Origin of the sequence: Pseudorhizobium marinum (assembly GCF_000705355.1) — a bacterium.
GTDB classification, from domain to species: Bacteria; Pseudomonadota; Alphaproteobacteria; order Rhizobiales; family Rhizobiaceae; genus Neorhizobium; species Neorhizobium pelagicum.
Map to the genome: position 1 here is coordinate 158,818 of NZ_JMQK01000002.1, position 17,353 is coordinate 176,170.

The window sequence follows — 17,353 nt, forward strand, 5'->3', positions numbered from 1 at the left end:
CTCGTTCTGTCGGCGAAGGAGCCCTAGAACTCCTCCCAGTTTTCCTCGCTTGGCTTGGCCGCGGCCGATGTGCTTCCGAAGGCCGCCGTCAGCTTCCCATGCAGTGCGCTTGCCGGGGACGGTGCGGGGCGTGACTGGGGGCTGGCGGGTGCCGGAACGCGTGCCGGGACGGGTCGCGCGACAGTTTTCTCAGCGGGTTTTGCCAAGGACGACGGTGCGGGCTTCGGAGCGACTGCGGCGACAGCCGGCTTGCTGACGAAGGCGGCGGCTGGACGGCTGGCGCCCTGCGAGCCGAGATTGAACTGCCGCAGCAGGCTGTTCAGGGACTCCGCCTCGCTGGCGAGAGAATGGCTGGCGGCGGTCTGCTGCTCGACCATGGCGGCGTTCTGCTGGGTGCCCTGGTCCATGGCGTTGACGGCGACGTTGATTTCCTGAAGTCCCGTCGACTGCTCGCGGGTGGAGACCACGATTGCCTTGATGTGCTCGTTGATCTCCTGGACCTCGCCGACGATAGCCTCGAGCGCCTTGCCTGTTTCCCCGACGAGGGCGACGCCCGAATCCACCTGATCGGAGGAGGTGGTGATCAGCGACTTGATCTCCTTGGCGGCATTGGCCGAGCGCTGGGCGAGTTCGCGGACCTCCTGGGCGACGACGGCAAAGCCCTTGCCGGCCTCGCCCGCACGGGCTGCTTCGACACCGGCATTGAGGGCAAGCAGGTTCGTCTGGAAGGCGATGTCGTCGATGACGCTGATGATGTTGATGATCTCGCCCGAGGACTTGGAGATCTGCTCCATGGCGGTGACGGCGCGGCGCACGACGACGCCCGACTGCTCGGCACCGGCGCGGGCGCGCTCGACGCGCTGCCCGACGTCTTCGGCGCGCTTCGCCGCGTCCCTGACCGTGGTGGTGACCTCTTCCAGTGCCGCAGCCGTCTCTTCCACCGAGGCTGCCTGCTGCTCCGTGCGGTGGGCGAGGTTGTCGGCTGCCACACGGATCTCCTCCGCACCGGCATTGATCGCGGCGGCATTCGCGCCAACCGACTGGAGAGCTGCCTGCAGCTTGCCGACGGCTTCGTTGAAATCGGTGCGCAGGCGGTCGAGGTTGCCGGCGAAGGGTGCCTCGATGCGATGGGCGACGTCGCCGTTCGAGAGGCTGGAAAGTCCTCTCGCCAGCGAATCGATCGCGAACTCGAGCTCGCCGGCTTCGCGGGCCTTCAGCTCGTCATTGCTCATGCGCTCGCGCTCGGCGGCGGAGCGGGCAGCATCGCTGTCGCGCTCCAGGCGCAGCTTCTCGATGGCGGCATCCTTGAAGACCGCGACGGCCTGGGCCATGCGGCCCAGTTCGTCGCCACGGTCGAGTGCCGGAACCAGAATGTCGTGGTTGCCGCCCGCCAGCTGCGACATGGCATCGGTCATGCCGACGATCGGCGTGACGATGGCGCGCGACAGGGCCCAGACCAAGCCCGTGGCGATGATACCGGCGACGCCGCCGCCGATCATCAGCGCCAGCATGACGTTCCACTGGGCGGTTTCCTGCTCGGCCTGCAACGACAGAGCCCTGGCAGTGATCTCCTGCTTGATCCTGGCGGCCGCTTCGCGGAACAGGTCGAGCTGGCCAGTCGACTGGCTGCGACCGATCTCGATGATTTCGGAGATCGGAGCCTCGGTGGTCCTGCGTGCCGCAAGCTGCGGCTGGCTGAGCTGGTTGTGGAAGACATCGGCCGCTGCACGCATTTCGTCGAGCGAAGCGACGACTGCGGCATCCCCGGCAGCTTCCCGCTTGGCCACTTCGATCTCGGCAATCATCTTGTCGCGCTGTGCAAACACCTCGTTGTAGGTGCTGTCGCTGCGGAAGAGAAGGTAGCCTCGCTGGCTGACGGCCTGCTCGAGCAGGCTTTCCAGCGCATTGTCCACATGGCGCAGAATGGTCTGTGCCTTCGTCTGCTCCACGGACGCCCGCGTCGACTGAACCACCTGCCAGAAGACACCGGCAGACGCCAGCAGGCAGACGGACATCACGGCAGCAAAGGTGCCGATGAGCTTTTTACTGAGAGAAAGGTTTCGGAGGGCCATGTTTTTCCGCCGGTTCACAGACTGGGATGAAACTGAAGATCCGAAATGATTTCGGACGGACGGGAGCCGCGGCGCAGATCAGAGCGTTGTACAGAAGGAATCCCATTCCCCTTAAAATTCGATTGAGAAATGAGCGGTGAAAATCGGTTCCACGTCAACGAAAGCGATTGTTCCGCGCAAAGTCCTTGCGTATCGGGGAAAAGCGACCCATTGAGACATCATGTCACTCACCTCACCTCCCCAACGCCTCGATCAATTGCTTGTGGCCCTCGGTCTTTTCGCCAGCCGCTCGCGCGCCCGTGACGCGGTCATGCGGGGCACTGTCCGGGTGAACGGCCAGACCGTCACCAAACCCTCGCAGGCTTTCCCCGACGACATCTCCGTGGAGATCGAAGACCCGGCACAGCAATATGTGTCGCGGGCGGCCTTGAAGCTTGCCGCCGCACTCCAGCATTTCCAGATCGCCATCGCCGGCAGAACCTGCCTCGACATCGGCGCCTCGACCGGCGGCTTCACGGAGGTTCTGCTGCAGGGCGGTGCCGAGCATGTCATCGCGGTCGATGTCGGCCATGGGCAGATGCATCCGCGCATCGCCGAGGATCCGCGCGTCACCTGTCTCGAAGGCGTCAACGCCCGCGCACTCGAGCTCGACGATCTGGAGGGACGGGAGATCTCGCTCGTCGTCTCAGACGTCTCCTTCATTTCGATCAAGCTGGCGCTGCCGCCGGGGCTGGAATTTGCCGAGCCGGGTGCTCTCTGCGTTCTTCTCGTGAAGCCGCAGTTCGAGGCGGGTCGCGAGAACATCGCGAAGTCCGGTCTTCTCAAGCAGCCCGAGACCGCGCCTGCGGTCGCCGCCGAACTGGAGCGCTGGCTGGTGGAGGACATGGGCTGGACAAGCCTCGGGCTGATCCCCTCCCCGATCGCCGGCGGTGACGGCAACCAGGAATTCCTGCTCGGCGGGCAAAAGCCATGAGCACCGAGACCGTCACCATCAGCCGGCTCGGCGCTCAGGGCCATGGCGTGGCGCATGGTCCGGAGGGTCCGATCTTTGTGCCCTATGCGCTGCCAGGCGAGACCGTCGCGATTGCCCGTAACGGCAACCAGGGCACGATCATGTCCATGGCAGCGGTGTCCAGCGACCGCGTCCAGCCGCCCTGCCGACACTTCGACCCGGACGGCGATGCCTGCGGCGGCTGCTCGCTGCAGCATCTCGCCGACGCGCCCTACCAGGCCTTCAAGCGCGACCTCGTCATAGAGGCGCTGCGCTCCAAGGGGCTAACGCCGCACGTGGCGCCGCTGGTGGCCTGTCGGCCCGGACAGCGCCGCCGGGTGGTGTTTTCGGTACGCAAGACGGAGACCGGCGCGCTGGTCGGCTTCAACAGGGCCGAGACCAACCACATCTTCGCCGTCGTGGAATGTCCCATCTCCTCGCCGGGGATCGTCGGCAAGCTCGGCGCGATCCGCTCTGTTGCCAGTTCGATCGCCAGTGGCGCCGAAACCTTCCGGCTTGCGGTCACCGAGACGGTCTCGGGACTTGATCTGGCCGCCGAGGGCGTCAAGCCGCTCGGCGACAAGCAGCGCCGGCGCATCATCGAGACGGTGCTGCTCGCCCAGGGTGTCGCCCGCGTCACCGTCAACGGCGAAATTCTGGTGGAGCCGCAGAAGCCGCTCGTCGATTTCGGCGGCGTGCTGGTCTCACCGCCACCCGGCACCTTCCTGCAGGCGACCCGGGAGGCCGAGGATGCCATTTCCGCGCTCGTGCTGGCGCATATCGGCAAGGCGAAGCGGGTGCTCGATCTGTTTGCCGGCTCAGGGACCTTCTCGCTGCGCCTTGCCCGCATTGCCCGCGTGCATGCCGTGGAAGGCGAAGAAAAGCCGCTGAAGGCGCTGGACCATGCGGCGCGCAATACCCAGGGGCTGAAGCCGATCAGCATCGAACGGCGCGACCTCTACCGCCGGCCGCTGACCCCGCAGGAGATCAAGCCCTTCGATGCCGTGGTCTTCGACCCTCCGCGTGCCGGTGCGGAAGTGCAGGTCAGGGAACTGGCACGCTCAGGCGTCAAGAAGATCGCCGCCGTCAGCTGCAACCCACTGACGCTCGCACGGGATCTGAGCATCCTCGTGGAGGCCGGCTACAGCATCCGGTCGGTTACTCCCGTCGACCAGTTTCTCTGGTCGACCCATGTCGAGGCGGTCGCACTGCTCGACCGCTGAGCTTCCGGCCACGGCCCAATGAACAACCCGCGACATCCACCGGTTGAGTCTCCGGTTGGTTGTGGCACTTGCCGAGTGATGCAATCATGGCGATTATTTCCAGAGGGGAATAACCAGAGGCTGCGCCATCAGGAGGGGTTTATCATGACTGACATCGCCATGCATGGCCATGGCGTCCGCGGCATGAAGCGCGGGACGCTGCATTCTTTCAACGGGATCGGGGATCCCGGCAAATTCGGCATCATGTTTCCCGGTCTCGTGCCGCTGAATGCCGAGGACGACGCCCTGTTCGAACTGGCAGAGGCGATGCGGGACAAGGGAGAACCGGGGGACAACCCGGATCCCGAGGGCGACAACCGGAGCATCCCGGCGGGATACACCTATCTCGGCCAGTTCATCGACCACGACATCACACTCGACACGACGCCGCTCGACCAGCAGAAGGCCGATCCGAAGGCGACGGAGAACTTTCGCACGCCGGCGCTGGATCTCGATTCCGTCTACGGCGACGGACCGGGCATCCATCCCTATCTCTACCAGCGCGACGTGACGAGCTTCGCCATCATTCCGAAGATGCTGATCGGTCACACGGCGGAATCGACCGACCAGGCGGGGAAAAAGATACCCTCCCTGCCGAACGATCTGCCGCGCAACCAGGTGGGTCACGCGCTGATCTTCGACGAACGCAACGACGAGAACCTGCTGGTGGCGCAGATGCACCTGCTGATGCTGAGGTTCCACAATGCTGTCGTCTACTGGCTCCAGCACAAGGATCCGACGCTGAAAGGGATGGCGCTTTTCAGCGAAGCGCGCCGGATCGTCACCTGGCACTACCAGTGGATCGTACTGTTCGACTTCGTGGAGCGGCTGACGGAGCCGGGGCTGGTCACGAAGATCAAGACGCATGGCCGCCAGTTCTACCGGTTCAAGCTGCGCCCCTACATGCCGTCGGAATTTGCCGCAGCCTGCTACCGGCTCGGCCATTCGATGGTGCGGGAGACCTACAGCCACAACCGGGTCTTCGGGCCGGAAGACGGCACATTCGCCAACGGCAGCCTGGACCTCTTGTTCTTCTTCACGGGCAAATCCGGGAAGATCGTCGGAGAACTGGCACCGGACCCCTCTCCGCCGCCACCGCCGCTGCCACCCCTCAAGCAGTTGCCGTCGAACTGGGTGATCGACTGGCGACGCTTCTTCGACATCGCCGGTCAGGGCGGGCCGGACTTCACCTTCAACTTCTCGCGCAAGCTCGACCCGTTCATCGCCCCCTCGCTGCACAGCCTTCCAGGACTTCGGGACGATCCGACGGAGCAGGGCCGGAGCGAGGCGAACCTCGCCTTCCGCAACCTGCGGCGCGGCGTGCAGATCGGGCTGCCGTCGGGCCAGGCGATCTGCCGGGCGATGGGCATCGAGCCGATGACACCCGACGAGATTGCCACAGGACCGGACGGCGAGGTTGCCGAGAAGCACGGGCTGCACGAGACGACGCCGCTCTGGTATTACGTGCTGAAGGAAGCGGAGCACCACTACAAGGGTGCACGACTTGGACCGATGGCCTCCACCATCGTGGCGGAGACCTTCCTCGGCATGGTCCATGGCGACCAGGAGTCCTTCCTCTGGAAGCGCTCCAACTGGAAGCCGGAGCTGCCCTGCGCAACCGAGGGCCACTTCACCATGGCAGACCTGATCCGCTTCGTCGGCGACGTCAACCCGATTGGCCCTGCGGCCTGACCGCGACCTGGTGCCGAGACCGCGTCAGCCCTTGCGGGTCATGAAGGCCTCGAAGGCGGCGCGGGCCTCGGCGCTTCGCAGCTGCGCCGTGAAGTGAACGAGTTCCTCGTCCATGCGGGCGAGCACATCGTCGCCATTACCGCGGATGAGGTTGCGGGCAATCTTCAACGCATGCGGCGGCTTGGCGGCGAGGCTTGCGGCCAGTGCCAGCGTCTGCGCCTCCACCTCCCCAGGCGCCACGACCTTCCAGACGATACCGGCCTCGCGGGCCTGCTCGGCAGAAAACCCTTCGCCCGCGACAAGCATGGCGAAGGCGCGCTGGTGGCCCATGATGCGCGGCGCCAGGAGGCTGGAGGCGGCTTCCGGGACGAGCGCCAGATCCACGAAGGGGGTGCGGAAGAGGCTGCGGTCGGAGGCGATCGTCATGTCGCAGTGGAGGTTCAGCGTCGTGCCGATGCCGATCGCCAGGCCGTCGACGCCGGAGACCATCGGCTTGTCGCAGGTGGCCAACGCCTGCAGGAAAACGGCCGCCGCCGGACGCCCTTCGCCGCTCATGGCAAAGGCGAGGAAATCGGCCATGTCGTTGCCAGCCGAGAAGCAGCCGTCGGTGCCGAGGAAGGCCACGGCGCGGACGGCAGGATGGTTGTTCGCCTCGTGCAATGCCGCCGTCAAGCGGTCGTACATGGCGGTGGTGATGGCGTTCTTCTTGTCCGGCCGGTTGAGCCGGATCACCATCACGCCCGGTTGCGCCTGCGGGTGCTCGATGAGGACATGGGTCTCGGTCATTGCTCTCTCCTCACGCCAGAACGATGCGGGCGGCGGCGAGGCTTTCGGCGCCTTCGACCACCTGCCGCTTCAGGGCTGCCGTTTCCGGCAGCAGATTTTCCGCCGCAAACCGGCAGAGGGCAATGCGACCATCCGTCTTGCCGTCATCGACCTTCGCCAGGGCACCCTTGGCGAGATAGGCCCCGGTGAGGACCAGTCCGAACAGGCGCTGATAGGGCGTCGCGCCTGCCAGTGCCTCGGCCACCTGCCCCGCGGCCTGCGCCTTCAGCAGCCACTGCGTTGCGGCCTCCAGTTCGTCGATCGATGCCTTCAGCCGCTCGGCCGTTTCGCCGAGCCCTGCGTCCGCCGCGCTGGCGACACGGTCGGCAATCGTTCTCAGCTCGCCGATAAAGCCGCTGACCTGGGCGCCGCCCGACAGCGGCAGCTTGCGGGCGACGAGATCGATCGCCTGGATGCCGTTGGTGCCTTCATAGATCGGTGCGATGCGGGCATCGCGCAGATAGCGAGCTGCCCCGGTTTCCTCGATGAAGCCCATGCCGCCATGGACCTGGATGCCGAGCGAGGCCACATCGACGCCGGCATCGGTCGCAAACGACTTGGCGATCGGCGTCAGGAGTGCGGCCCGTTCGGTCCACATCCGTGCCTCTTCGCCCTCGGTGCGATGGGCCATGTCGATGGCATGGGCGCAGGCGTAGCAGATAGCACGCGAGCCTTGCGTCAGCGCCGTCATGGTCAGCAGCATGCGCGCGACGTCGGGATGTTCGATGATCGGGCTCATGCCCGCACCCGTCCAGCCGGGTGCCTTGCCCTGGGTGCGCTCGCGGGCAAATGCGACGGCCTTCTGCGTGGCGGCTTCGGCGATCGCGACGCCCTGCATGCCGACCGCGAGGCGGGCATTGTTCATCATCGTGAACATGCAGGCGAGGCCCTTGTTCTCCTCGCCGATCAGCCAGCCGATCGCGCCCTTTTCACCGAACTTGCCGTCGCCATAGATCATCGTGCAGGTTGGCGAACCGTGGATGCCGAGCTTGTGTTCGATGGAGTGACAGAAGACATCGTTGCGGGCGCCGATCGCGCCATCCTCTTCCACGAGGAACTTCGGCACCAGGAAGAGCGAGATGCCGCGGGTGCCGGCCGGCGCATCGGGGAGCCGGGCCAGCACGAGGTGAATGATATTGTCGGCGGCGTCGTGCTCGCCCCAGGTGATGTAGATCTTCTGGCCGAAGATGCGGTAGCTGCCGTCATCACTGCGTTCTGCACGGGTCTTCAGGACGCCGAGGTCGGAGCCCGCATGCGGCTCGGTCAGGTTCATCGTCCCGGTCCATTCGCCGGAGACCAGCTTCTCCAGGTATCTTGCCTTCAGTGCTTCGCTGCCATGCTTGTCGAGCGCTTCGATGGCGCCCATCGTCAGCGTCGGCGCCAATGCGAAGGCCATGGAGGAGGAATTCCACATTTCGAGCGCCGCAACATTCAGCATGTGCGGCAGGCCCTGGCCGCCGTAGGCTTCCGGACCGGTCAGGCCGTTCCAGCCGCCCTCGCGCCAGGACCGGTAGAGATCGGCCCAGCCGTCCGGCGTCGTCACCACGCCGTCCTGCAGGCGCGCACCCTGCCGGTCACCGATTTCTCCCAGAGGGGCCATCTCGTTGGTGGCAAAACGGCCGGCCTCGTCCAGGATCGCTTCGACCAGATCCGCGCCCAGGTCGCCCAGCTTTCCGGCGGCGATGGCATCGGCAAGGCCGGCGACGTGGTTCAGCGTGAAGGCGATGTCTTCGACGGGGGCTTTGTACATGCTTGGATCCTCCTCATGACCCGCTGAGACACGACAGGGCGGACCCAGCAGCGTTGCTGCATTTTACGTAAACGTAATTCAGCTTGTCAATCGCTGCCGCTTCAGAGACCGGCAATAGGCATGCAAAAGCCCGCCCGGTGCAAGACCGGACGGGCTTCGAACGCGCACTCCTTCAGGAGGCGATCAGTAGTAGGGCGAGAGGCAGGTCTGCCGGGGCCCGCTGTAGGGCTGGAAGGTGTTGGAATAGCTGTCGTAAGACCGGTAGCGCGCCTCGCACCACTGGTAGTGGCGCGGGTTGATGCCGCTGGCGCGGTAGACGGGAGCCGGAGCCGGCTCGACGTAACGCGGTTGCGCGGCGATGGCACCGCCGATCAGTGCGCCGGCACCGAAAGCGGCGAGAGGGAACCAGTAGCCGTCATGGTGGCGATAGCCGGGCCGGTGATGCCGGTAACCACGGTGACCGTGGTAGTAGCCGCGCCGATAGTCGCGATGTCGCACCTGGGTCACGTCCGACTTGACTTCGATATTGGCCGCGGGGGCTGCGATGACCGGCATGGCCTGCGCCGGAACGAGAGCACCGGCCATGACCGTTGCGGAGAGTGCGGCAACCGCGACCTTCCTGAACAGGTTTATCATTGTTGTCTCCATTCAAGTTGACTGTCTGCGCTCCTGCCGACCGGGCATATCTCTTGCCGCAGGGTCGTCTCTGGATCGCGAACACCCTAGGATTTCCAAGCTGAACCGGCGATTAACGCAGATTCCGGCAAGACGCTCCGCGTGACGCAGAAAGGCCGCCCGGACATCCGGACGGCCTGTTGTCGGTCGCGCTGCTCCGCTCAGGAATAGGGCGAGTTGCACTGGCTCCGCGGGCCCTGATAGGGCTGGTAGCTGTTGTCGGAGGCGCGGTACGACCGATACCGGTTCTCGCACCACTGGTAGTGCCGCGGGCTGAGGGCACGGCCCGGACGTGCCTGGGAGGCACTGCCTCCGATGATCGCACCGGCGGAGAATGCGGCCAGCGGGAACCAGAAACCGTTGTAATAGCGATAGCCGCTCCGGCGCTCGCGGTAGCCTCGATGGCCCCTGTAGTAGCCGGCCCGGTCGTCACGACGGAAGTCTCTGCGATAATCGCGACGGCGGTCGCGGCGATCCCAGCGATGGTCCCTACGATCGCGGTACTGCACGTCGGTGACGAGATTTTGCGCGACCGGCGCCGATGCAGCCGGCAGCGGCAAGGCGTTGACGGGGACATAGCTGGTGATGGCGACGGCCAAGGCGGCGGCTATCGTCGTGATGCGGGAGCTGAGCACGCGCATGAGGGTTTCCTCTCTTTTCTTATCGGTCTGGCGGAAGAACGACCGGTGCACCGGATGGTTCCGGGACCGAAGGTGCCGCGATGGCTCACCGGGCCGGCAAGATACGGCGCATTAACGATGTCGGGATAGGATCCGGCTGGAACGAACCACCAGATGAGGACTTCAGGTGCCGACGAGCGGAAAGCTGCGCTACTACGCGACGACGCCCACGGACAGCCGGTGGGCGACGGGTCTCGCGCCTCATTCAGAATTCCTGCGCACCGGAAAGATTGCGCGGCCGGCACCGCCGTCGCTGCCTGCGAAAAGGCGCTATCTTGCGCCTGAAGAGGTGGCTGAGCGCACGGGCAGGATCCTTGCAGCCGCCGGGCAGACCACCTACCGCCGCATCAACTCGTTTCATGAGGAGATCCGCTTTCCGAAGATGATCTTCTACCGGGTGCTCGAGGAGATCCCGCATCTCGGCTACTGCCATGTGACGACCTCCAGTACCTCCTTCGATGCCCGGGAACGGGTCAAATGGTCGTTCTACATCGCAAACTTCGCATCCGACATCAGCGAAACCTACCCCTTCTTCGAACATATCCGCAGCAGCACCGGCCGCATGTATTTCGCAGTCGCCTTCGAGAAGGCGCCGGGAGATACCTTCCGCATCGATCGCTCCATCCGCAAGAACGGACTGCTGTTTCGCACCGGCGACCCGCAGGAGGCGATGAAAAACGTGCTGATGCTGGGAGCACCGAACGCCGCCGTGCGCGCCGAGGTCAAAAAGCTCTAGAGCCGATCAACCGGATTGCCGGTTACAGCCATTCCGCGCTAGGACGGCAGTCATGACGGCAAAGATCATCCACATCAGCGACGGGTTCGAAGAGGCGGTCGAGGCCGCGCGCGCGGTCCTGGCAAAGGGGCTGCCCGTCGCCATTCCCACCGAGACGGTCTATGGGCTGGCGGCCGATGCAACCGATCCGCTGGCGGTCGGGCGCATCTACGAGACGAAGGGCCGGCCGCAGTTCAATCCGCTGATCTGCCACATGTGCGATCTGGGCATGGCCGAACGCTACGCCCACTTCGACCCGATCTCGCGGCATCTGGCGGAAACGTTCTGGCCGGGGCCCCTCACCCTCATCCTGCCGCTCAAGGCAGACAGCGGCATTCACGCGCTGGCGACGGCAGGTCTCGACACGGTCGGCCTGCGGGTCCCCAAGGGCTTTGCCGCCTCCCTGATCCGGGCCTTCGGCAGGCCGCTCGCCGCGCCGAGCGCCAATACCTCCGGCAGGATCAGCCCCACGCATGCGCAGCACGTCGCGGAGGATCTGGGGGAAAAGCTCGCGCTGATCATCGACGGCGATGCCGCCCCGGTCGGTGTCGAATCGACGATCGTGCGCGTCGAGGACGAGACGATCCGGCTGCTGCGCCCGGGCGGCATTTCGGCGGAGGAGCTGGAGGCCGTAACCGGGCGAACGATCGTGCGTCCGGCATCGCCTTCCGCGACGATCGAAGCGCCCGGCATGCTCGCCTCCCACTATGCGCCGACGGCGCCGGTGCGGCTCGACACCCGGGAAGTCAGGCCGGGAGAAGCACTGATCTCATTCGCCGGCGAGCCCGTATCCGGTGAAGATCGGGCCGCCGTGATCCTGGACCTCAGCCCTGCCGGCGACCTTCGCGAGGCGGCGGCGAACCTGTTCGACTACATGAAGAAGGCCGATGCCGCGACAGAGGTCGGCATTGCGGTGGTACCCATTCCCGCGGACGGGCTGGGCGAGGCCATCAACGACCGGCTGAGCCGCGCCGCCGCACCAAGGACATGACGGAGACAGCGAGAATGACAATCCAAGGCGTGCCATCGGATCTTCTGCATCAGTTTGCAGCCATCGTCGGCGAGGCGAATGCCCTGCGGGACCAAGCGGATATTGCGCCCCGACTGGTGGAAAACCGTGGCCTTTACCGCGGCGTCTCGCCCATGGTGCTGAAGCCGGGCAGCACGCAGGAGGTGTCAGAGATCCTGAAGCTCGCCACCGAGACCCGCACCGCCATCGTGCCGCAGACCGGCAACACCGGGCTGGTTGGCGGACAGGTGCCGAGCACTGCCGGCACGGAGCTGATCGTCTCGCTGGAGCGGATGAACCGCATCCGGGATGTCGATCCCGTCGCCAACGTGCTGGTGGCCGAGGGCGGTGCGATCCTTGCCGAGGTCCAGAAGGCCGCAGAAGACGTCGGGCGCCTGTTTCCGCTGTCACTCGGGTCCGAGGGCTCCTGCCGGATCGGCGGAAACCTGGCGACCAATGCCGGTGGCACGGCGGTGCTTGCCTATGGCAACATGCGGCAGCTCTGCCTGGGGCTGGAGGTCGTGCTGCCCACCGGCGAGATCTGGGACGGGCTGCGACGGCTGAAGAAGGACAACACCGGCTACGACCTGCGCGACCTGTTCATCGGCGCGGAGGGGACGCTGGGGATCATCACGGGTGCGGTGCTGAAGCTCTTCCCGCAACCGGTCGGGCATCAGGTCGCCTTTGCCGGTCTCTCCTCCCCGGAAGACGCCTTGCGCCTTTTCGAGAAGGCCTCAAACCTCTGCGGCACGGCGCTGACGGGCTTCGAGCTGATGCCGCGCATCGGCGTCGAATTCACCACGCGCCATATCGACGGCGTGCGCGACCCGCTGTCGGAACCTCATCCCTGGTACGCGCTGATCGACATCTCCACCTCCGATTCCGCCGAGACGGCGGAGACCATGGTCCAGTCGCTCCTTGAACTCGGCCTGGAAACGGGCCTCGTCCGCGATGCGGTGATCGCCTCCTCGGTCGCCCAGCAGAAGGCGCTCTGGCACATGCGCGAGAGCATGTCGGACGCGCAGAAGCCGGAAGGCGGCTCCATCAAGCACGATGTCTCGGTGCCGGTCTCCAGCATTCCCGCCTTCATGGAGGCGGCGGAAAAGGGTGTGCTGGCGGCGATGCCCGGCGCCCGGATCTGCGCCTTCGGGCATCTGGGCGACGGCAACATCCACTACAACATCTCGCAGCCCGTGGGCGCCGACAAGCAGGCCTTCCTGGAGCGGTGGCGCGAGATCAACGGGATCGTGCACGGCATCGTCCTGTCCATGAACGGCTCGATCTCGGCCGAACACGGCATCGGTCAGCTGAAGCGCGACGAGCTGGCCCGCATCCGGCCGGCCATCGAGATCGACCTGATGCGCCGCATCAAGCGCGCCTTCGACCCCGCCAATATCATGAACCCAGGGAAAGTGATCTCGATCGATTAGGGCTAGCGGTACCTGGAGATCGACAGCAGCATGTCGGCGGTGATCCCGAGCGAGCCCGAGCCGGTCAGGATGCTCACTGCCGAAGATCCGGTGTCGCCGGTTTCGAGGTCATAAAGGATCGTGAACCGCTGGATGAGCTTCTGCAGCTTCGTCGGATCCTTCAGATCCTGAAGATCCAGGCTTCGCTCGATGAGTTTTGCCTGCTGATCGACATCCATGTTTCCCATCTCTGTGGGCAGGCTGAAGGTAATCCGGACGAACTCCAGCAGCGCCTCGTCGCCGACGATCTCGTAGGAGTCGGTAATGGAAGCCGACATTCTCTCGAAGTAAAGGGCGAGGCGGACGCCGGCGTTCTCTTCCCCCTGCTGCGTCTCAAGCGTCTGGCGCAGATGGAGGTTCTGCGTTTCCAGCGTCTGACCGGCATTCTGAATGGCGGCGGACGCGTTGCGGTCCAGATGGCCGGCTTTGTTGAAGTTGAATGTCCCGAGCAGCTCAGCGAAGCGCCTGTCCGTCTGTTGGTTGACGAAGCTGGCGGGATCGCTGAGGTCGGACGAGAACACCTGCTTGATGTAGTCATCGGTGACCGTTGCCGGATCGATCCCTTTGGCGACGAGAACAAAATCCACAAGGCGCCGGTCCGACAGCAACTCGTCACGCGTTTTGATGCCTGCCATTGTGCTGGTGTAATAGCTCGATTCGACGTCGGCCTTTTCGCGCGCGGCCTCTTTCTCGGTTCCCTTGAGAAAGCGGGTCTGCTCGACGATGTATTCCTTAGCCGTGCTCTGGATGGTTGTCGTCGATTGCGCTTGTACGGGAGCCGAGATCGATCCGTCCCTGGTGAAATTGAACGCCTGAGCAAGCGTGAGATAGCGATCGTCCTTCAACTTGTAGACGTAGCTTTTCGGGTCCGACAGATCGCTCTTGAGGACGTTCTTGAGGGTCAACAAAGACACAGTCTCGGGATCCAGTCCCACAGCCTTCAGCGCAAAACCGTAGATCGCATCATCCGACAGGAAGTCATCGATCGAGGTGACTGCCGCCATTTCCGACTTGTAGAGCTTGATGGCCTTTTCGTCCGCCTCCTCCTGCTTATCGTCGTATCGACTGAAGTAGTTGTTCGAGGATTTCAGGGTCTGCGTCGGCGTCTGTGCAGTGCTTCCGTTCAACGTGCCGTCCGTCTTGAAATTGAAGGCTTCCGCAAGCTCAAGATACTGCGGCCGCTCCTTGGCATAGATGTTGGCGTAGCTGTCGGGATCTGAAAGATCGCTCGTCAAAATCTGCTCCAACGTCGACTTGACGACAAACAGTTCATCGAGATTGAAGGCCTTGCGCACAAAGTTGTAGAGCCGCTCGTCACCAAGCAGTTCGGCAACGGACGTGATCGAACCGATCTTCTCCTCGAAATATTCATTCTCACGAAGGGCCGAAGCTTGCGTTTGCCGGGGACGGCTGAGGAGATAGAGGTCCGTGACCGCCGTCAGCTGAGCTTCAGTCTGAGCACTGCCCTTGGTCGCCGTTCCGTCTGCCGCGAATTGGAACGCGCCGGCCAGATCAATATGTCCCTGTGTGGAGGTGACCGCCTTTTCATATGCCGCAATCTCTGCCCGCAGCGCTGCCTTCTTGTCGACGTGCTCCGTAGCCTTATTGCCCAAAGCGGCGAGTTCGGACTTCGTGACGGCGAGCTTTCCCTCCAGCGAGGTCAACTGGTCTTTCAGGACAGTGTTGGAATAGCTGGCGGGGTCGTTGTGGTCGCTGCTCATCGCCGCCTTGACGGTCTGATAGGAATAGACGGTGTCATCGATTCCGAAACTCTCGAAGACGTAACGGCGCAGTCGATCATTCGACAGAATGTCATCGACGCTGTCGACCTGCGCCAACATGACCTTGTAGTACCTGGTCTCTTCGGCGGTGGCGTCGGCCGTGTTGAGGATGCTCTGATCATAGAGACCCAGTATCTCGTCCTGCTGTGCTGCCGATTGAGCAATGGCGGCAGTGCCGGTGCTCGAAAAATTGAAGGCGGCGGCAAAGTCGCGGTAGCGGTCGTCGGCGACGCGGCTGGCAAAGCTGCTCTCGTCGTTGAGGTCGCTCTCCAGAACCTGCTTCATGAACGCCTTGGCATAGGTCATCTCTTCCAGACCATGGGCCTTCATCGCGTAGGAGAAGAGCCGGTAGTCATCCATGAACTCATCGATGGTCGTCACCTTGCCGATGTTGTCGGCGTAGTACTGCGCCTCGCGCGAAACCTGACCGTCCGCGGCCACGCGCTGCAATGTCTTGGGCATGTCGCGGTTGACAAGATCGTAGCTGAGGTAGGTCGAGACCATGAAACTGAGACTCCGCTCATAGTGATGTCGCAGCCATCATCCTAGCACAGCCTTGCCCGAGGCTTAGCCCCAATTGTGCAGGTGTCCCGTTCACGGTCTGGAAACCGAGACGGGTGGGGTTTCGATAACCATCGCCCGAGGCAAAACTTCTTTAACCGCGATTTTTAAGCCGTCGGGTACGGGCGGCCCCGTATGGTCCCTGCATCAGAGGACATAAGTCCCGCAGAGAAACCGGAAACGGCTCTCAGGTAAAACAAGGGTTGCATACACGATGACAAACACGGTTCTGAAGCCTGCCTGGGCAGGTTCCACACTCAGGTTAGACCCATCGCGCTTTCCGCAGCAGGTCGCCTACGCCCAGCGCGGTTCATCTGAAGACGTCGTCGTCACCATCGACGAACGCGGCGCGGTTCTGCGCAAGATCCTGCCGGCCTGTGGCCTGCCATTGTCCTTCGCCCTGCCAGCCCGCGCCTTCAAGGGCGTAGCGGCGCGCGCCATCGATCATGGCGACGGCGAAGTGACCGTCACCCTGGAACTGCATCACGAGGATCCGGATCTCTGCATTCCGCTGCTCGTCGCCCATGATCTCTGCGATATCGCCGCCGACTGGCGCAGCTGGTCGGAAGCCTTCCGCATTCCGATGCTGATGGTCGAGGCGGACGGCATTGCACATCCGCTGGAGAACCATCTCGGCGATCTGCGTGCCCAGGCTGCCAAGCCGCGCCGCCGCCACTCCTATTTTGCTGCCCGCCGGCCGCGCTTCCTGGTTCGTCGCACGACTGGCCAGCTGGGCGTGACGATGAAGATCGAGGGCAAAGAGATCATCGCGCGAGACTAAAGATCCACCGCCGTGCGTTGATGCTGGAACCCGGCCACAGGCCGGGTTTCTGCGTTTCAGGCAAAGGGCAGTGCCAGGACGAGACCGGCAAAGATCACCGCGCCCACCCGATTGTTGGACTTGAACAGCGACAGGCACTGATCTGCATCATCGATGTCGAGCATCACGATCTGCCAGGCAAACATGAGCGCGGCGAGGATCAGGCCCAGATAGGCCACGAAGCCCACACCGGCTAACGCGTAGGCAAGCAGCAGCAACAGCAGCGTCAACCCGTAGAGGCCGATGAGCCAGCGCTTTGTGTTCTCGCCGAAGAGGCGGGCGGTGGAGCGGACCCCGACCAGTGCATCGTCCTCCTTGTCCTGATGGGCATAGATCGTGTCGTAGCCGATCGTCCAGGCGATCGCGCCGAGGTAGAGCCAGACCGGCGCCCAGGACAGGCTGCCGAACATGCCGGCCCAGCCCATCAGGCCACCCCAGGAGAAGGCAAGCCCGAGGAAGAACTGGGGCCAATCGGTAAACCGCTTGGCGAACGGGTAAACCGCGACGACGGCCAGGGACATGATGCCGAGGACAATCGCAAAGCTGTTGAACTGAATCAGCACAAGCAGGCCGACCAGCGCCTGGACTGCGAGAAACGTCTTCGCTTCAAAGCGGGTCACCCGGCCCGACGGCAGCGGTCGCGAGCGGGTGCGCGCGACCTCATTGTCTATTTTCTGGTCAACCAGGTCATTGTAGGTACAGCCGGCGCCGCGCATGGCAACCGACCCTGCAAAGAACAGAAACAGGTGGAAGACGAAGAGGCCGACAGAGAGGCTGCCGAGCTCTGCCGCCCGGTTGGCCGCCAGTGCCGACGACCAGAAGCACGGCCACATCAGCAGCTGCCAACCGATCGGGCGGTCCCAGCGGGCAAGCTGCGCATAGGGCCAGGCTGACCGAGGCAAGACCCGGTACACCCAGTTGTTCGATGGCGCGTCATAGACGCGGCCGTTCAGATCGTCCGCCTTTGTCATGTCATGGTCCTAGCTGGCTT

Annotated in this window: 14 protein-coding genes; 7 read left to right on the forward strand and 7 right to left on the reverse strand. The window is 64.0% G+C overall.

Going from position 1 to position 17,353, the window contains the following annotated elements; translation table 11 throughout:
* Window positions 1-23: 23 nt before the first annotated feature.
* Window positions 24-2,072, reverse strand: a complete 2,049-nt coding sequence (locus EO99_RS0102940) for a methyl-accepting chemotaxis protein (RefSeq protein ID WP_029617154.1) — start codon at window positions 2,070-2,072, stop codon at window positions 24-26.
* A gap of 220 nt (window positions 2,073-2,292) precedes the next feature.
* Between EO99_RS0102940 and EO99_RS0102945 the strand changes: the two genes are divergently transcribed.
* From EO99_RS0102945 to EO99_RS0102955, 3 genes are all read left to right on the forward strand, one after another.
* Window positions 2,293-3,045 carry a TlyA family RNA methyltransferase gene (locus EO99_RS0102945; protein ID WP_029617155.1) on the forward strand — a complete coding sequence of 251 codons (753 nt, stop codon included), beginning with the start codon at window positions 2,293-2,295 and terminating at the stop codon, window positions 3,043-3,045.
* Window positions 3,042-4,286: a class I SAM-dependent RNA methyltransferase gene (locus EO99_RS0102950; RefSeq protein WP_029617156.1), complete on the forward strand. Its 1,245-nt coding sequence runs from the start codon at window positions 3,042-3,044 to the stop codon at window positions 4,284-4,286. Before EO99_RS0102945 ends, EO99_RS0102950 begins: the two co-directional genes overlap by 4 nt.
* A gap of 144 nt (window positions 4,287-4,430) precedes the next feature.
* Window positions 4,431-6,017, forward strand: a complete 1,587-nt coding sequence (locus EO99_RS0102955; protein ID WP_029617157.1) for a peroxidase family protein — start codon at window positions 4,431-4,433, stop codon at window positions 6,015-6,017.
* Between the two features lie 24 nt (window positions 6,018-6,041).
* Here EO99_RS0102955 and EO99_RS0102960 read toward each other — a convergent pair whose 3' ends face one another.
* The 4 genes from EO99_RS0102960 to EO99_RS0102975 form a co-directional block, all read right to left on the reverse strand.
* Window positions 6,042-6,803 carry a crotonase/enoyl-CoA hydratase family protein gene (locus EO99_RS0102960; protein WP_029617158.1) on the reverse strand — a complete coding sequence of 254 codons (762 nt, stop codon included), beginning with the start codon at window positions 6,801-6,803 and terminating at the stop codon, window positions 6,042-6,044.
* Window positions 6,804-6,813: 10 nt separating this feature from the next.
* A complete protein-coding gene (locus EO99_RS0102965; RefSeq protein WP_029617159.1) occupies window positions 6,814-8,592 on the reverse strand; it encodes an acyl-CoA dehydrogenase in 1,779 nt (592 codons plus the stop codon).
* A 183-nt stretch (window positions 8,593-8,775) separates the two neighbouring features.
* Window positions 8,776-9,228: a BA14K family protein gene (locus EO99_RS0102970; RefSeq protein WP_029617160.1), complete on the reverse strand. Its 453-nt coding sequence runs from the start codon at window positions 9,226-9,228 to the stop codon at window positions 8,776-8,778.
* A 200-nt stretch (window positions 9,229-9,428) separates the two neighbouring features.
* Window positions 9,429-9,908, reverse strand: coding sequence for a BA14K family protein (locus EO99_RS0102975; RefSeq protein ID WP_029617161.1), 480 nt, complete (start codon window positions 9,906-9,908; stop codon window positions 9,429-9,431).
* Window positions 9,909-10,074: 166 nt separating this feature from the next.
* Between EO99_RS0102975 and EO99_RS0102980 the strand changes: the two genes are divergently transcribed.
* Genes EO99_RS0102980 through EO99_RS0102990 form a run of 3 tightly spaced genes read left to right on the forward strand, consistent with a single transcriptional unit; the run spans window position 10,075 to window position 13,161 of the window.
* Window positions 10,075-10,683 (forward strand): DUF6656 family protein, encoded by a 609-nt coding sequence (locus EO99_RS0102980; protein WP_029617162.1) that lies wholly within the window; start codon window positions 10,075-10,077, stop codon window positions 10,681-10,683.
* Window positions 10,684-10,735: 52 nt separating this feature from the next.
* A complete protein-coding gene (locus EO99_RS0102985; protein ID WP_029617163.1) occupies window positions 10,736-11,713 on the forward strand; it encodes an L-threonylcarbamoyladenylate synthase in 978 nt (325 codons plus the stop codon).
* 14 nt (window positions 11,714-11,727) lie between these two features.
* A complete protein-coding gene (locus tag EO99_RS0102990; protein ID WP_029617164.1) occupies window positions 11,728-13,161 on the forward strand; it encodes an FAD-binding oxidoreductase in 1,434 nt (477 codons plus the stop codon).
* Window positions 13,162-13,163: 2 nt separating this feature from the next.
* On the opposite strand, the gene EO99_RS0102995 is transcribed toward EO99_RS0102990, so the two are convergent.
* On the reverse strand, window positions 13,164-15,485 hold the full coding sequence (locus tag EO99_RS0102995) for a DUF1217 domain-containing protein (RefSeq protein WP_029617165.1): 2,322 nt from the start codon (window positions 15,483-15,485) through the stop codon (window positions 13,164-13,166).
* 271 nt (window positions 15,486-15,756) lie between these two features.
* Here EO99_RS0102995 and EO99_RS0103000 point away from each other — a divergent pair, with 271 nt between their 5' ends.
* A complete protein-coding gene (locus EO99_RS0103000; RefSeq protein WP_029617166.1) occupies window positions 15,757-16,323 on the forward strand; it encodes a DUF6101 family protein in 567 nt (188 codons plus the stop codon).
* Window positions 16,324-16,379: 56 nt separating this feature from the next.
* On the opposite strand, the gene ubiA is transcribed toward EO99_RS0103000, so the two are convergent.
* Window positions 16,380-17,333: a 4-hydroxybenzoate octaprenyltransferase gene (gene ubiA, locus EO99_RS0103005; RefSeq protein WP_029617167.1), complete on the reverse strand. Its 954-nt coding sequence runs from the start codon at window positions 17,331-17,333 to the stop codon at window positions 16,380-16,382.
* Window positions 17,334-17,353: the final 20 nt, after the last annotated feature.

Bases quoted from the DNA above. Each gene is read 5' to 3' on its own strand.
- EO99_RS0102940 (WP_029617154.1), bottom strand. From the start codon at position 2,072: ATGGCCCTCCGAAACCTTTCTCTCAGTAAAAAGCTCATCGGCACCTTT.
- EO99_RS0102945 (WP_029617155.1), top strand. From the start codon at position 2,293: ATGTCACTCACCTCACCTCCCCAACGCCTCGATCAATTGCTTGTGGCC.
- EO99_RS0102950 (WP_029617156.1), top strand. From the start codon at position 3,042: ATGAGCACCGAGACCGTCACCATCAGCCGGCTCGGCGCTCAGGGCCAT.
- EO99_RS0102955 (WP_029617157.1), top strand. From the start codon at position 4,431: ATGACTGACATCGCCATGCATGGCCATGGCGTCCGCGGCATGAAGCGC.
- EO99_RS0102960 (WP_029617158.1), bottom strand. From the start codon at position 6,803: ATGACCGAGACCCATGTCCTCATCGAGCACCCGCAGGCGCAACCGGGC.
- EO99_RS0102965 (WP_029617159.1), bottom strand. From the start codon at position 8,592: ATGTACAAAGCCCCCGTCGAAGACATCGCCTTCACGCTGAACCACGTC.
- EO99_RS0102970 (WP_029617160.1), bottom strand. From the start codon at position 9,228: ATGATAAACCTGTTCAGGAAGGTCGCGGTTGCCGCACTCTCCGCAACG.
- EO99_RS0102975 (WP_029617161.1), bottom strand. From the start codon at position 9,908: ATGCGCGTGCTCAGCTCCCGCATCACGACGATAGCCGCCGCCTTGGCC.
- EO99_RS0102985 (WP_029617163.1), top strand. From the start codon at position 10,736: ATGACGGCAAAGATCATCCACATCAGCGACGGGTTCGAAGAGGCGGTC.
- EO99_RS0102990 (WP_029617164.1), top strand. From the start codon at position 11,728: ATGACAATCCAAGGCGTGCCATCGGATCTTCTGCATCAGTTTGCAGCC.
- EO99_RS0102995 (WP_029617165.1), bottom strand. From the start codon at position 15,485: ATGGTCTCGACCTACCTCAGCTACGATCTTGTCAACCGCGACATGCCC.
- EO99_RS0103000 (WP_029617166.1), top strand. From the start codon at position 15,757: ATGACAAACACGGTTCTGAAGCCTGCCTGGGCAGGTTCCACACTCAGG.
- ubiA (WP_029617167.1), bottom strand. From the start codon at position 17,333: ATGACAAAGGCGGACGATCTGAACGGCCGCGTCTATGACGCGCCATCG.